A 14,569-nucleotide genomic window follows, 5' to 3' on the forward strand; every position below is an offset into this window, starting at 1 on the left:
TGCAACAGGAGAAACCTGATGTCTGAAAATACCACTGAAGACCTGATCTACATGGATGTGCCCGCCGGGCGCGTTGTCATTCGTCTGCGTCCGGATATCGCGCCCAAGGCGGCGGAACGTATTCGCACGCTGGCCGAGCAGGGCTTTTACGATAACGTGCCGTTCCATCGGGTGATTTCCGGCTTTATGGCGCAGGGTGGCGACCCCACGGGCACGGGCATGCATGGCAGCGACCTGCCTGACCTGCCGGCAGAATTCACCACCAAGGCTAAGTTCGAGCGTGGCACCATCGGCATGGCCCGCACGGCTGATCCGAACAGCGCCAACAGCCAGTTTTTTATCATGTTCGAACCTTCTCCCCATCTTGATGGCCAGTACACCATCGTGGGTGAAGTGATCGAAGGCATGGAAAACGTGGATAAGATCAAGCGTGGCGCAGGGGGTTCGGGCACGGTGAGCGACCCTGACCGTATTGCGCGCATGCGTCCGGCTGGGGCCGAGGGCTGAGTTTTCAGCCCTCCCTTGCTGGGATGATATGTTGAAAAAATGCCGGAGCCATATGGGGCTCCGGCATTTTTTATGGCATGTGCCGGGTGCTAACCGTGCTGGCGATAGGTCAGGGCGGGTGCCTGCTGGGTATAATCCTGTTGTGGCAGAAGAAACTGGCGCACCAGTTCATTGAGTTTCTGGCTTTCCACGGCAAGGCTGCGGGATGTCGCGTTGAATTCCTCGCCCATGGCGGCGTTTTGCTGCGTGGTGCGGTCAAGCTGCGTAACAGTGGTGTTGATGGAGGCAAGGCTTGAGGACTGCTCGGCAGCGGACTGGGCTATGGCGTCCAGATGGCTGGCAATCTGGCTTATAAAATCGGTGATGGTGCGCAGGGTCTGGCTGCTCTCGCGCACACGTTCCGAACCTTCCTTGACATCGGTAACGGTTTTTTGGATCAGACCGCGAATATCGCGTGCAGCTTCGCTGCTGCGCTGGGCAAGGGCGCGCACTTCGCTGGCGACAACGGCAAAACCCCGCCCGACCTCTCCGGCTCGTGCGGCTTCCACGCTGGCGTTGAGGGCAAGCACATTGGTCTGAAAGGCAATGCTGTCGATCACGTCCACAATGGAGGCAATTTCGGCTGAGCCGCTTTCCATATGGTGCATGGAGGTTTCGGTATCATGGGCAATTCTGGCCGATGTGGTAGCGGCTTCGCGCGCCTGTGTGCCGATCTGGCGCGCTTCTTCCGAACGCTGGGCAGCTTGGGCAACGCTATTGGTAATCTGGGCAATGGCGGTTGCCGTCTGCTCAAGCGATGAGGCCTGCGTTTCTGTGCGGTGGGCGAGGTGGTCTGCCCCCGTGGCGAGTTCCTGCGTGCCGTTGCTGATGGTGTGTACCGCGTCAGACATCTGGGAGAAGGTTGCGGCAAGCTGTTCGAGAGACTGGTTGAAATCATGCCGCAGGGGTTCGAATTCGGCTGAAAAACGGCTGTCGAGCTGAAAGGATAGGTCGCCCCCGGCCATGCGGCGCAACCCGGAGGCCAGACCGCTGGTGGCGGTGTGCAAGCGCTGGGTGGCATCGGATTCCGCTTTGGCCTGGATGCTCAGCCTGTCGGCTTCGGCCTGCTCACGCTGGATTTTGGCTTCCTGTTCCAGTTGGTGTTTTTCGATAATGCCTGAGCGGAAGATGTTCAGGGAGCGCGCAATGGCGCCAATTTCGTCGCGGCGGTTGGTAAACTGGGAGGGGGTCTGGGTATCGCCTCCGGCCAGCCGGGTAATCAGGATATTGATAGCGCGTAGCGGGCGCAGGATATTGTAGATAACCACCACACCTGAGAGCACCATAATGGCGGCCAGAGCTGCATAGGCGTAATAAACGCGCCAGAGCGTGGTCTGGTAAGTGGTTCTGGAATCCTGTGCGTAGGTAACGGCCTGTTCCGTACTGAAGGTGGATAGGGCGGCCAGTGCGGATGAAACGCTTTCCTCCAGATCGCGCAGGCGCGAACCGGCGGCTATGGCGCTGCTGCGCTCGGTGGTGGCGGACCAGTTTTTGAATGTTTCGTCGTGATCGGTCTTGTAGGCGGTCCATTTGTCTTTTAGCGCGCCATAAAGGGTTTTTTCACGCGCGGAATGGGCAAGTGGGGCATAGGCGTCGATTGTGTCGGTCACTTCCTGCTCGACGGCATCTGAAAGGGCCGCCTGCGTTTGCAGCGTATCCGGCGTGGTGGCGGCAAGCTGTTCGGTTTCCGCCGTGTAGAAAGTACGCAAAAGTTCGTCGATCGGGCCTATGGCTTTGATGCTGCTCAGGGACCTGCTGTTGATTTCTTCCATACGGTTGTTGACGAGTGTCAGCCCGTGGACCGAATACAGGCCCGCCACGATACACGCACTGGCGACAAGGAGCTGAACCAGCCCCAGCGAGGCTTTGATGCCGAGTGGCCGCAAGGTTTTACCTCATCCAGATGGATGCGTGCCCAGATGCGGTGTCCCTGCGCGCCGGGGCCTGTCTGACGACCCGGACCGGCGCGGGATCAAAGGGTGCAGGTGGCCGTGCAGGCACGCAAAATGTTTCTACTTCGGAATGTCTTACTCAAACGCGTATCAGGTTTTGGAACCGGCTGGCCATCCATAATAAGACATATTCATTGTCTGGAACGGACACCCGGCGATTTGATCGGATGGTACGTGCCCAGTTTATGCGGGCTGGGGTGCCTTAGTGTTCGGGAAGGCGCCTGTCCTGCTGCACAACCGGCCTGATGGCAAAGTTGCTCTGTATGCGCACGACACCGGGCATGCGCGAGAGTTCTTCCTTGTGAATGCGTTCGTAGTCCTGCATGTCGCGCGCTTCCACCCGCAGCAGGTAATCGGCATCGCCTGTCATCAGATAGCATTCGCGCACGTCCGGGCATTCACGGATACGGCTTTCAAAACGGCGCAGGCATTCCTCCGTCTGGCGTTCGAGCGTGATCTGGACAATGACGGTCGCGAGTTGGGGCGCGTTACGCCGCGCGATAATGGCTTGATAGCCGCGGATAATCCCTTCCTCCTCCAGCCTGCGGACACGACGCAGACAGGAGGAGGGAGACAGCCCGATACGCTCGGCCAGTTCGGCATTGCTCAGGCGGCCATTGTGGCGGAGATGGCGGAGAATGGCATCGGTTATCGGGTCTGGCATGATCTGTCTTTTTTGCCAATTTTGTGCATGATTATTCTAAAATAAAGCAATTATGGCACATCATGCAACAAATTGACGGGATATACCATGCGCTGTGGATTACACTTTACGGTATGGCAATAAAAGACGGATGGAACTCGTGACAACCGCCTTCCCCCCTTCCAGTGCTGGCTGGCCCGCATCGCGCGCGGGCGCGGTGCTGAGCATCGATCTGGCGGCGCTGGCTGCCAATTACCGGCTGGTGGCCGGGCAGGCTGCCGGTGCTGTGTGTGCGGCCGTAGTCAAGGCGGATGCCTACGGGCTGGGGGTGGCGCAGGTTGCCCCTGTTCTGGAGCAGGCCGGTGCACGCCAGTTTTTTGTGGCCCATGTGGATGAAGGGCTGGAACTGCGTGCGCATGTCAGTGCCGGGGCAGGTATTACGGTTCTGCATGGACCACGCCCCGATGCGGTCAAGGCCTGTCTGGCTGGGGGGCTGCGGCCCGTACTGAACAGCCTTGAGCAGATCGGCTGGGTACGGCAGGCAGCCCGTGCCACAGGGCGTGGTGTCGGGGTTGTGCTCCAGCTTGATACGGGCATGTCGCGTTTTGGCCTGTCCGAGGCGGATGTGGCGGAACTGGCCAGCACACCAGCCCTGCTGGAAGGGCTGCATGTGGAACTGATCATGAGCCATCTGGCCTGTGCCGATACCCCGGCAGACCCGGCCAATGCCATGCAGGCGGCGTGCCTGCGGCGGATGGCGGCCATGCTGCCCCCCGCACCGCTGAGCCTTGCGGCCTCCTCGGGTATTTTTCTGGGGCCTGCCTATCATTTTGACCTCGTGCGGCCGGGCGCAGCCCTGTACGGCGTGGCCCCCAACCGCGAAAGCTCCGGCCTGCTGCGGCCGGTGGTGGGGCTGAGTGCCCATGTGCTGCAGATCCGCACACTCCAGTCGGGAGACCGCGTGGGTTATGGCCTGACATGGCAGGCCAGTGCGCCCCGGCGTGTGGCGACAATTGCCGCAGGCTACGCGGACGGGCAGGCCCGCCATGGGGCCGGGCAGCAATGTGCATGGTTCAGGGGGCAACGCCTGCCTGTGCTGGGGCGTATTTCCATGGATTCCATGACTGTGGACATTACGGATGTTCCTCAAGGCCAGCTCGAGGTGGATGGCATGGTGGACCTGCTGAACCCCGGTTACGGCGTGGATGCGCTGGCCGAAGCGCAGGGAACCATTGGTTATGAAATCCTGACATCGCTCGGGCGTCGTTATCACCGTGTTTATACGGATGGCGCGTGTGCCGCGGAGCATTCGCACGCAGGAGAAGGAGCGCGCGCATGAAGGTTCTTGTTCTGGGAAGTGGCGTGGTGGGGGTTACCTCCGCCTGGTATCTAGCGCAGGCTGGGCATGAGGTTACGGTGGTGGACCGCCAGCCGGGACCGGGGCTGGAAACCAGCTTTGCCAATGCAGGGCAGGTCTCGCCCGGTTATTCCGCACCATGGGCGGGGCCGGGTGTGCCGCTCAAATGCGTGCGCTGGTTGCTGATGAAGTATCGCCCCTTTGTGTTCTGGCCGCTGCCCGATCCGTATCTGTGGCGCTGGCTGGCGGCAACGCTGGAAAACTGCACGGCTGCTGCCTATGACCGCAACAAGGGTCGTATGGTGCGGCTGGCGGAATACAGCCGCGATGTCATGCTCGACCTGCGCGCCCAGACAGGCATTGCGTATGATGACCGTCAGCAGGGCACGTTGCAGGTGTTCCGCACCCGCAAGCAGCTTGACGGTATTGCGGGCGATCTGGCTGTGCTCAATCAGTATGGTGTGCCGTACGAGGTGCTGGATACGCAGGGCTGCGTGCGGGCCGAGCCGGGTCTGGCCCAGTCCAGCCACAAGATTGTGGGCGGGCTGCGCCTGCCGGGTGATGAAACGGGTGATGCCTTCAAGTTCAGCCAGCGGCTGGCTGAAATGGCGCAGGCGCAGGGTGTAACCTTCCGCTACAATACGGCCATCAGGCGGCTGCGCTCCGAAGGTGGGCGTATCAGCGGGGTGGAAACGGCGCAGGGCCTGTTGACGGCAGATGCCTATGTGCTGGCGCTGGGCAGCTACTCTCCGGCATTGCTGCGGCCGCTGGGCATCAGGCTGCCGGTTTATCCGGTCAAGGGCTATTCGCTCACGGCCCCCATTACGGATGAAAGTCGCGCCCCGGTTTCCACCATCATGGATGAAACCTTCAAGATCGGGATTACCCGTCTGGGCGACCGGGTGCGGGTTGGGGGCACGGCAGAACTGGCGGGTTTCAACCTGCGGCTGCGCGAGCCCCGGCGGGTAACGCTGGAACATTCGGTGTCCGACCTGTTTGCCGGAAGCTGTAACCCCTCGGAGGCGCAGTTCTGGACCGGGCTGCGCCCCATGACACCGGATGGCACGCCTGTTATCGGCCGTACGGCGCTTGATAACCTGTATCTTAATACCGGCCATGGAACACTGGGCTGGACCATGGCCTGTGGCTCGGGGCGGGTGCTGGCGGATGTGATGTCGGGCCGCAAACCCGATATTGCGGCGGATGACCTAGCGATCACGCGTTATTTTTCCTGAACCTGCCTGCATAAAGTGCAGGTCGGGCGGAGGGTGTGAACACCCCGCGCTGTTTACGGCGCGCGGGGGTTACGCAATAAGGGCGGCTCCGGCTTTCGCCCCCTTACCCTCCAGTTCCTGAGGCTCCATGATCCGTCTCGACTCCATCAGCAAGCATAATGGCCATCGTGTTATCTTTATCGAGGCCTCGGCAGCGCTTCAGAAAGGCGAGAAAATCGGGCTGGTGGGGCCGAATGGTGCGGGCAAAACCACGTTGTTTCGCCTGATCACCGGTCAGGAAGAACCCGACGAAGGCAATGTCCTGACTGACCGGGGCGTGACAGTCGGGTTTTTCAATCAGGATGTGGCGAAATGGCCGGCCGCAGTGCCGTGGCCGAGGTGATGGACGGCGCAGGCCCGGTGGCTGAGGTCGGGGCTGAGCTGGCCGAGCTGGAATCCGCCATGGCTGACCCCGAGCGGTTTGACGAGCTTGACACCATTCTGGAACGGTTTGGCGAGGTGCAGGCCCGTTTTGAGGAACTGGGGGGCTACGCGCTGGACGGGCGCGCGCGTGAAGTGCTGCACGGGCTGGGTTTCAGCCAGGACATGATGGATGGCGATGTCGGGCGTCTTTCCGGTGGGTGGAAAATGCGCGTGGCGCTGGCGCGAATCCTGCTGATGAAGCCCGATGTGATGCTGCTGGACGAACCAAGCAACCATCTTGATCTGGAAAGCCTGATCTGGCTGGAGCAGTTTCTGGCCGGGTATGATGGCGCGCTGCTGATGACATCGCATGACCGCGCGTTCATGAACCGTATCATTAACAAGGTGATCGAGATCGATGGGGGCGTGCTGTCGAGCTATTCGGGCGATTACGAGTTTTACGAACAGCAGCGCGCACTGAACGAAAAGCAGCAGCAGGCGCAGTTTGACCGCCAGCAGGCCATGCTGGCCAAGGAAGTCGCGTTTATCGAGCGCTTCAAGGCACGGGCCTCGCATGCCGCACAGGTGCAAAGCCGTGTCAAAAAACTGGACAAGATCGACCGGGTTGAACCGCCAAAGCGCCGTCAGGCGGTAAGCTTCACCTTCCCATCCGCTCCGCGCTCGGGCGATTCCGTGGTGAACCTGCGCGGGGTGGACAAGGCTTATGGTAGCCGGGTGATCTATCAGGGGCTCGACCTGCTCATCCGCCGTCAGGAGCGCTGCTGTGTGCTGGGGGTGAACGGGGCGGGTAAATCAACCTTGCTCAAGCTCGTGACAGGCACCACCGAGCCCGATGCCGGAACGGCCACGCTGGGTGGCAGTGTTAAAATGGGGTATTTTGCCCAGCACGCCATGGACCTGCTGAACGGCGAGCGTACGGTTCTTGAAACCCTGAACGATGCCTTTCCACTGGCCCCGCAGAGTGCGCTGAGGACACTGGCGGGCAGCTTTGGTTTTTCGGGTGATGACGTGGACAAGCTGTGTCGCGTTCTGTCCGGTGGAGAAAAAGCCCGGCTGGTTCTGGCCGTGATGCTGTATGACCCACCGAATTTTCTGGTGCTGGACGAACCGACCAACCATCTCGATATCGCCACCAAGGAAATGCTGATCGCGGCGCTGGCCGATTACGATGGCACCATGCTGTTTGTCTCCCATGACCGGCATTTTCTGGCTGCATTGTCCAACCGTGTGCTCGAACTCACACCTGAAGGCCTGCATCGTTACGATGGCGGCTATACGGAATACGTGGCTCGTACTGGCCGCGAAGCGCCCGGTCTGCACGAATGACATCTTCACACCATAATGTTTCTTGAAAGAGATATTAATGGATGTGGGGTTTGACGTGCGGATATAACAAAAAGAAAAAAATAATGCCGATGGTAAGAGTGTAGTAAGTGCCGCCTTCGGGCGCGCTTGCGGTGACGCTGCGCGTGCGCGGCACTGCATCATAACAGAGATACGGGCAGAGTATGAAGCTGGACAGATGTTCCCCGCGCAGGCGGGGCCGGAGTGGGGCGCTTACGTTCCTGAACATGGTTCTGACGGTATCGGGGCTGGGGGCCTCGGCCTTTGGCGCAGGGAGTGCCTCTTCTGTCTGGGCGGCTACGGCGCAGGACACACCGGCGGCTCCGGTTGCGGCAGCCGCTCCGGCTGTAGCGGCGCAGGCCCCGGTTAAGGGACCGGCCCCGGCTGCATCTCAGGGCGCAGAGCGGGCCACCGCACAGGGTACAGAACCCCATCCGCTACCACCCGGTGGCATGGTGCATGCCCATGATGGCCGCAGGGGTATCAGTGCGACGGATGTCGCGCTGATGAAGGATCTGGAATACCGGACATTCCGCTGGTTCTGGGATTCAGCCGACCCGGTTACGGGGCTGGTGCCGGATCGCTACCCATCCGACCAGACCCAGTCGAGCGTTGCTTCTGTCGGGTTCGGGCTGACGGCTTATGGTATTGGGGTGACGCGCGGTTATGTTACGCGTGAGCAGGCAGTGGAGCGCACCCTGCGTGTGCTGCGTACCATGGTGCGGCTGCCACAGAACGCCACGCCCATGCAGGCGGGCGGGTATCATGGTTTCTTCTATCATTTCCTCGATCATCGCACGGGGCTGCGTTTCAATACCGATACCGAGCTTTCCAGCATCGATACGGCGCTGCTGATGCAGGGCGTGCTGTTTGCCAGCAGCTTCTACACGAAGGATACGGTGTCTGAGCGGGAAATCCGCGATCTGGCCGATACCCTGTTCAACCGGGTTGACTGGCGGTGGATGCTGCGCCCGGATAACCGGCTGAGCATGGGCTGGTCGCCCGAGCATGGCTTTTTGTCCAATTACTGGGAAGGCTATAGCGAAGGCATGATGCTGTATGTGCTGGGCCTTGGCGCAAGCCACTCGGCACTGGACCCGGTATCATGGCAGGCTTGGATCGCCACCAACGACAAGCGCTGGGGTGAGTCCTACGGGCAGACTTTCCTTAATTTCGCGCCACTTTTTGGCCACCAGTACACGCATGCATGGATTGACTTCCGGGGTATTCGCGATGACTGGAACCGCGAAAAAGGGATCGACTATTTCGAAAATAGTCGCCGCGCGGTGTATGCCCAGCGTTCATATGCCCAGCATAACCCGGGGCATTGGCAGGATTACAGTAGCAACATCTGGGGCCTGACAGCCAGTGATGGCCCAGCGGATACCGTGCGCCATGAAGACGGGCAGGACCGGCATTTCATGGCCTATTCCGCGCGTGGTGTGGGGCGTGATTATACGCTGGATGATGGCACTTTGGCCCCGACTGCTGCTGGTGGCTCGGTAGCTTTCGCGCCTGAAATTGCTATCCGTGCCCTGCGGTCCATGAAGGACAAATACGGCATGCGTATCTACGGCCAGTATGGTTTTGTGGATGCGTTCAACCCCAGCTACCATGATGACGGCCAGAAGAATTTCTGGGCTGATAACACCTATATAGGCATCGATCAGGGGCCGATCCTGCTGATGACCGAAAACTGGCGTAGTGGGCTGGTGTGGAACACCATGAAGCATAACCCTGTTATCCGGCAGGGGCTGCTGCGTGCCGGGTTTACTGGTGGGTGGCTGGGCAATGCGCCGCATGAAGCCGTAACCCCCGCGACCGGCCAGCACGCAGGTCTGTCTTCTCCCAAAACAGGCAACCACGCCTGATAAAAAACAGGCCCCCCGCATCTGTGCCAGCAAGGCTGCAGGTGCGGGGGGCCGTTATTTTTCGCCGGGCGTAAGGCTCAGCCCTGATACGAGGCGATCTCGATCAGGTTTTCATCCGGGTCGTGGCAGTAAACAGAGGTGATCGGGCCAATGGCGCCAAGCCGCGCAACCGGCCCTTCCACCACTGTCACCCCGCAGATTTTCAGATGTTCGATAACATCCGCGCTGGTAATGGCGGTAATGAAGCACAGGTCGTTACCGCCGGGCAGGGCGTGGGTTGCCGTATCCCAGCCTTGCGCGTCATGGGGGCGCAGGTTGAGTTTCTGCCCCCCGAAACGCAGGGCCGTGCGGTTATTGCGTCCGTATTCCTCCCGGTCCATGCCCAGCACGCGCTGGTACCATGACGCGGAGATTTCAAGGTCGCGGACTGTCAGGACAACATGGTCAAGACGATCAACAGTGAAACGCATGTGGCCGCACCACTCCTTTTGCTGGGGCTGCCCATCCGCCGGGGAGGCAGTGGGCAGGGCAGGGGTTACAACTCAGCGTAGAAGTCGTTGCCTTTGTCATCAATAACAATAAAGGCCGGGAAATCTTCCACTTCGATTTTCCAGACCGCTTCCATACCCAGTTCGGGGTATTCCAGCACTTCAACCTTGCGGATGCAGTCTTTGGCCAGACGCGCTGCCGGGCCACCAACGGAGCCGAGGTAGAAACCGCCATATTTCTGGCAGGCATCGCGCACGGCCTTGGAACGGTTGCCCTTGGCCAGCATGACATAGGAGCCACCATTGGCCTGTAGCTCGTCCACGTAGGAATCCATGCGCCCTGCGGTGGTGGGGCCAAAGGAGCCGGTGGGCATGCCCTCGGGCGTTTTGGCCGGGCCCGCGTAATAGACCGGGTGGTTTTTCAGATAATCGGGCAGGCCTTCGCCCTTTTGCAGCCGTTCGCGGAACTTGGCATGTGCAATGTCGCGCGCCACCACCACGGTGCCGCTCAGTGCCAGCCGGGTCTTGACCGGGTATTGCGACAGCTCACGGCGGATTTCGTCCATGGGGCGGTTGAGGTCGATCTTGATCGCCTCGCCTTCAAGGTGCTCATCCGTGGTTTCGGGCAGGAAGCGTGCCGGGTCGTGCTCAAGCTGTTCGAGAAAGAAGCCGTCTGCCGTAATGCGGGCTTTCACCTGCCGGTCAGCCGAGCAGGACACGCCCATGCCCACGGGCAGCGAGGCCCCATGGCGTGGCAGGCGGACGATTCGCACATCATGGCAGAAATACTTACCGCCGAACTGCGCCCCAATGCCCAGCTTGCGGGTCAGCTCCAGCACCTTGCGTTCCATGTCCACATCACGGAAGGCATGGCCGGTGGGGCTGCCAGAGGTGGGCAGGCTGTCATACCAGTGGGTGGAGGCGAGCTTGACGGTCTTGAGCGTCTGCTCGGCTGACATGCCGCCAATGACAATGGCAGATGGTAAGGCGGACAGGCCGAGGTGCCCAGTGTGCGGATTTTCGTATCCAGCCACGAGAGCAGCTGCGCTTCGGAACCCAGCAGGGCGCGCGTTTCCTGAAACAGGAAGGTCTTGTTGGCCGAGCCACCGCCCTTGGCGACGAACATCAGCTCGAAGCTCTCATCATGCTCACCGGCGGGGGAGGCAAAGATGTCGCACTGGACCGGCAGGTTGGTGCCGGTGTTCTTTTCCTCGAACATGCTCAGCGGCGCCATTTGCGAATAGCGCAGGCTGGTGCGGGTGTAGGTATCGTATACCCCGCGCGAGAAGGCGATTTCCTCGTTGCCTTCCACCCACAGCCGCTGGCCTTTTTTGCCGAACACAATAGCCGTGCCGGTATCCTGACACATGGGCAGGATGCCACCCGCCGCGATACAGGCATTTTGCAGCAGGTCCATCGCCACGAAGCGGTCATTGTCCGAGGCTTCGGGGTCCTTGAGGATGGCGGCCAGTTTTTCCAGATGCGAGGCACGCAGGAAATGCGCCACTTCGTGGAAGGCCTGTGCCGTCAGCTCGCTCAGGGCTTCGGGGGTGACATGCACAACCGTCTTGCCGCCGCATTGCGAGGTGCTGACCCCGTCAATATCGAGCTTGCGGTATTGGGTTGTATCTTCCCCGAGCGGGAAAACAGGGGTGTACACGAAGTCTGGCAGGGGGGGGCGGGGGGGCTTGGTGGTCATGACTGTTTTCTTGTTCTCCGTTGGCCCGGCCCAGGCCCCTGACTGTCAGGCACCGGGGTCAGGCCGGTGATGGGCCTTTCCTGCGGAATGCGTCAAGGCTGACAACCTGCGAGGCTGCCTCACCCTGTGTTTCCGCCCCGGACTCTTCGGGCGTGTGCTCTTCGTGCGCTTCTTCAGCGGCTTCGTCCTCCAGTTCCTCAGCCGCGAATTGCAGGCTGAAGCCGATGGACGGGTCCGCAAAGCCCGTAAAGGCCCACACGGGTATGACCAGCGTTGTGCCTACACCCCCAAAGGACAACCCGACCGATACGATATCGGTCTCGTGATCGACCTTGAGGTCCCAGAACTGGTGTTGCAGGACGATGGTCATTTCGTGCGGGTACTGGGCGCGCAGGCGAGCTGGAATTTCCACGCCCGGAAAGTCCGTGCGGAAAGTCAGATAGAAATGATGGTCGCCCGCAAGCCCTTCGCGGCTCACATGTTCGAGCGCGTTGATCATCACGCTTCTGTAGGCGAGGTTCAGCCAGCGTTCATAAGGCAGCAGGCCGGAGGGGGGGAAGGTGGCATTCTCGCCGGTGTTATCGTGGTCATCGGTCATGCCTGCTCTCCTTGCCGCCGGGTGGGGGTGTTGTGCCAGCCATGCGCGAAAAGCCGCGTCAGTGCAACCTGTCACACCCAACTGTGTGCGCCATGGTGGCCCGTATTGCTCAGTGCGCAGCACCGCATGGGCATGCAAAGCCCGGTCATGCGGTGTTGTCTGGCAGAGTCGTTATGAAGTGGGAGGGCTTCTGTTGCCCGGTGCCCTCCCGAACCGCGCTTATCGCTTATGCAGCGACAGCGAGCACCTCAGTGTTATCATTGGCACTTGTAAAATTAGCCCGATAACGGTGGTACAATACCGGGCAAAAAAGATGTCTTTACTGCGCGTGTCGAGCCTGTTTCGTCCCCAGTGATCCTGACCGTTATCCGGCTGGGATTTTTGGTGGAGACGCCGGGTACCGCCCCCGGGTCCACTACGCCTATGCCACACCCCGTTTATTGCCATAGCCGCGAGAAAACTCCCGGCACCCCCAACATAGGCGGCGTGCGGCGCAGGCGCAAGGGCTGCGCGCGCTTAAGCCTTTCATCCTGCGGGGGTAACCTGTACAACCGCCGCGTATCGTCCACATGGTAATGGTAAAAGGCCCCCGCGCATGCCCCTGACCGAAGAACAACGCGCCGAGATCGCAGCCCACGGGCAGGAAGTCTCCTCCACGCTGCGGCCGAGTGTCCCTGCGCTCGAGGCCATGCTGTACCAGCCGCTGGAAGTGCTGGACCACGGCTTTTTGCGGGTGATCGACTATATGGGTGATGACGGGGCTATCGTGCAGGCTGCACGGGTCTCCTACGGGCGTGGCACGCGCAAGGTGACGGAAGACGCGGCGCTGATCCGCTATCTCATGCGGCACCGCCATTCCTCACCGTTCGAGATGTGCGAGATCAAGTTTCACGTCAAACTGCCGATTTTTGTTGCCCGGCAGTGGATTCGCCACCGTATGGCGAGCGTGAACGAATATTCCGCCCGCTATTCCATTCTCGATAACGAGTTCTATCTGCCCGCCCCCGAGAACATGGCGGCACAGAGCGCGGTCAACCGGCAGGGCCGTGGGGAAACACTGGCCCCGCAGGCCGCAGCCGAGGTGCTCGATATCCTGCGGGGCGATGCCCTGCGCGCTTTTGGCGATTACGAACGCATGCTGGATGAAAAGGAAGGCTACGGCCTTGCCCGCGAGCTTGCGCGTATCAACCTGACGCTTAACACCTATACCCAGTGGTACTGGAAGACAGACCTGCATAACCTCATGCATTTTCTGGCTCTGCGCATAGACCCGCACGCCCAGTACGAAATCCGTGTCTATGCCGAGGAAATGCTCAAGGTGCTGCATGCTTGGGTGCCGCAGGCGGCGGCGGCTTTCGAGGAATACCGCCGGGGTGCCGTGACCTTTTCCGCCACCATGATGTCGGTTCTGCGCCGCATGCTGGCAGGTGAGGTGGTGGAGCAGGCCGCATCAGGCCTGAGCCGCCGCGAATGGGATGAAATGCAGGCCACTCTGAAAGGCTGAGCCATCGTCTGCCGGGCATGACCTGGCAGCCCCCTTGCTGGCCCGCTTTTTATCCGGCAGCCCGGCGGGTAGTTTTGTGTGCCGGGGGCGTGGCCCGGCACACCGTGTCTGTATTCAGGCCTTGAACTGGGTTTTGAGCGCCTGCGCCACGGTATGGGCAATGTGCCGCCATGCTTTGCCCCCCTCGCTTTGCGGCGCACCCACCACAACCGGTACCCCGTTATCGCCACTGGCGCGAATATCGGCCAGCAGCGGGACATCACCCAGAAACGGCACGCCCAGCGCTTCGGCTTCCTTGCGGGCACCCCCATGGCCGAACAGTTCGGTATTATGGCCGCAGTTGGGGCAGCAGAAATACGACATGTTCTCGATCAGCCCCAGCAGCGGCACCCCGACCTTTTCAAACAGGGTTACGGCGCGGCGGGCATCTATCAGGGCGATATCTTGCGGGGTGGAGACGATAACCGCCCCGGCCAGCGGCACTTTCTGCGTGAGCGACAGTTGCGCATCGCCCGTGCCGGGGGGCAGGTCGACCACCATCACATCCAGCGTGCCCCAGTCCACATCGACCAGAAGCTGGTTGATGGCCCCCATGACCATGGGGCCGCGCCAGATCATGGCGGCGTTTTCATCCACCAGCATGCCGAGCGACATGGCCCGTATGCCCCATGCTTCCACAGGCTGGATGCGGCCTTCCACCACGGCCGGGCGACCTTGCGTGCCCAGCATGCGGTGCAGCGAAGGACCGTGAATATCGGCATCCATCAGCCCGACTTTCAGGCCTTCCATGGCCAGCCCGGCCGCCAGATTGACGGCGGTGGTGGACTTACCCACTCCGCCTTTGCCGGATGCTACGGCAATAACCGTGCGCACACCCGGCAGAACCGGGGCATTGGCCGCAGGGGCCGG

General features: G+C 60.9%; 10 protein-coding genes, 1 other RNA gene and 2 pseudogenes. 6 read left to right on the forward strand and 7 right to left on the reverse strand.

The window, feature by feature from the left end; genetic code table 11:
* Window positions 1-18: 18 nt before the first annotated feature.
* A complete protein-coding gene (locus JCM25143_RS07905) occupies window positions 19-507 on the forward strand; it encodes a peptidylprolyl isomerase (RefSeq protein ID WP_025860674.1) in 489 nt (162 codons plus the stop codon).
* A gap of 89 nt (window positions 508-596) precedes the next feature.
* Here the strand turns inward: JCM25143_RS07905 and JCM25143_RS07910 are convergent, their stop codons facing one another.
* Together JCM25143_RS07910 and JCM25143_RS07915 are read right to left on the reverse strand one after the other, a co-directional pair.
* Window positions 597-2,432 carry a HAMP domain-containing methyl-accepting chemotaxis protein gene (locus JCM25143_RS07910; protein ID WP_025860675.1) on the reverse strand — a complete coding sequence of 612 codons (1,836 nt, stop codon included), beginning with the start codon at window positions 2,430-2,432 and terminating at the stop codon, window positions 597-599.
* Window positions 2,433-2,700: 268 nt separating this feature from the next.
* A complete protein-coding gene (locus JCM25143_RS07915) occupies window positions 2,701-3,162 on the reverse strand; it encodes an Lrp/AsnC family transcriptional regulator (RefSeq protein ID WP_025860676.1) in 462 nt (153 codons plus the stop codon).
* A gap of 130 nt (window positions 3,163-3,292) precedes the next feature.
* Here JCM25143_RS07915 and alr point away from each other — a divergent pair, with 130 nt between their 5' ends.
* The 4 genes and pseudogenes from alr to JCM25143_RS07940 all read left to right on the forward strand — a co-directional run bounded on the left by alr (window position 3,293) and on the right by JCM25143_RS07940 (window position 9,371).
* Window positions 3,293-4,480 carry an alanine racemase gene (alr, locus tag JCM25143_RS07920; RefSeq protein WP_025860677.1) on the forward strand — a complete coding sequence of 396 codons (1,188 nt, stop codon included), beginning with the start codon at window positions 3,293-3,295 and terminating at the stop codon, window positions 4,478-4,480.
* Window positions 4,477-5,733 (forward strand): D-amino acid dehydrogenase, encoded by a 1,257-nt coding sequence (locus JCM25143_RS07925; protein ID WP_025860679.1) that lies wholly within the window; start codon window positions 4,477-4,479, stop codon window positions 5,731-5,733. The genes alr and JCM25143_RS07925 overlap by 4 nt, the downstream gene beginning before the upstream one ends.
* A 127-nt stretch (window positions 5,734-5,860) precedes the next feature.
* Window positions 5,861-7,482, forward strand: a pseudogene (locus JCM25143_RS17905) (ABC-F family ATP-binding cassette domain-containing protein).
* Window positions 7,483-7,952: 470 nt separating this feature from the next.
* Window positions 7,953-9,371: a glucoamylase family protein gene (locus tag JCM25143_RS07940; RefSeq protein ID WP_051543067.1), complete on the forward strand. Its 1,419-nt coding sequence runs from the start codon at window positions 7,953-7,955 to the stop codon at window positions 9,369-9,371.
* Between the two features lie 77 nt (window positions 9,372-9,448).
* Here JCM25143_RS07940 and JCM25143_RS07945 read toward each other — a convergent pair whose 3' ends face one another.
* From JCM25143_RS07945 to ssrA, 4 genes and pseudogenes are all read right to left on the reverse strand, one after another.
* Entirely contained in the window at window positions 9,449-9,841 is a 393-nt protein-coding gene (locus tag JCM25143_RS07945; protein ID WP_025860682.1) for a VOC family protein, read from the reverse strand.
* A 65-nt stretch (window positions 9,842-9,906) separates the two neighbouring features.
* A pseudogene (locus JCM25143_RS17910) lies at window positions 9,907-11,558 on the reverse strand (fumarate hydratase).
* Window positions 11,559-11,616: 58 nt separating this feature from the next.
* A complete protein-coding gene (locus JCM25143_RS07955) occupies window positions 11,617-12,156 on the reverse strand; it encodes an SspB family protein (RefSeq protein WP_025860683.1) in 540 nt (179 codons plus the stop codon).
* A 177-nt stretch (window positions 12,157-12,333) separates the two neighbouring features.
* Window positions 12,334-12,663: a transfer-messenger RNA gene (gene ssrA, locus JCM25143_RS21445) on the reverse strand.
* 88 nt (window positions 12,664-12,751) lie between these two features.
* Here ssrA and thyX point away from each other — a divergent pair.
* Entirely contained in the window at window positions 12,752-13,660 is a 909-nt protein-coding gene (thyX, locus tag JCM25143_RS07960) for an FAD-dependent thymidylate synthase (RefSeq protein ID WP_025860684.1), read from the forward strand.
* 114 nt (window positions 13,661-13,774) lie between these two features.
* On the opposite strand, the gene JCM25143_RS07965 is transcribed toward thyX, so the two are convergent.
* Window positions 13,775-14,569: Mrp/NBP35 family ATP-binding protein (locus JCM25143_RS07965; RefSeq protein WP_025860685.1), on the reverse strand; the 795-nt coding region annotated here is incomplete at its 5' end.

The organism is Acetobacter papayae JCM 25143 (genome assembly GCF_000613285.1).
Taxonomy (GTDB): Bacteria; Pseudomonadota; Alphaproteobacteria; order Acetobacterales; family Acetobacteraceae; genus Acetobacter; species Acetobacter papayae.

Excerpts from the sequence above, each read along its gene's own strand:
- thyX (WP_025860684.1), top strand. The coding sequence starts at position 12,752 with ATGCCCCTGACCGAAGAACAACGCGCCGAGATCGCAGCCCACGGGCAG.
- JCM25143_RS07945 (WP_025860682.1), bottom strand. The coding sequence starts at position 9,841 with ATGCGTTTCACTGTTGATCGTCTTGACCATGTTGTCCTGACAGTCCGC.
- JCM25143_RS07925 (WP_025860679.1), top strand. The coding sequence starts at position 4,477 with ATGAAGGTTCTTGTTCTGGGAAGTGGCGTGGTGGGGGTTACCTCCGCC.
- JCM25143_RS07915 (WP_025860676.1), bottom strand. The coding sequence starts at position 3,162 with ATGCCAGACCCGATAACCGATGCCATTCTCCGCCATCTCCGCCACAAT.
- JCM25143_RS07940 (WP_051543067.1), top strand. The coding sequence starts at position 7,953 with ATGGTGCATGCCCATGATGGCCGCAGGGGTATCAGTGCGACGGATGTC.
- JCM25143_RS07955 (WP_025860683.1), bottom strand. The coding sequence starts at position 12,156 with ATGACCGATGACCACGATAACACCGGCGAGAATGCCACCTTCCCCCCC.
- alr (WP_025860677.1), top strand. The coding sequence starts at position 3,293 with ATGGAACTCGTGACAACCGCCTTCCCCCCTTCCAGTGCTGGCTGGCCC.
- JCM25143_RS07905 (WP_025860674.1), top strand. The coding sequence starts at position 19 with ATGTCTGAAAATACCACTGAAGACCTGATCTACATGGATGTGCCCGCC.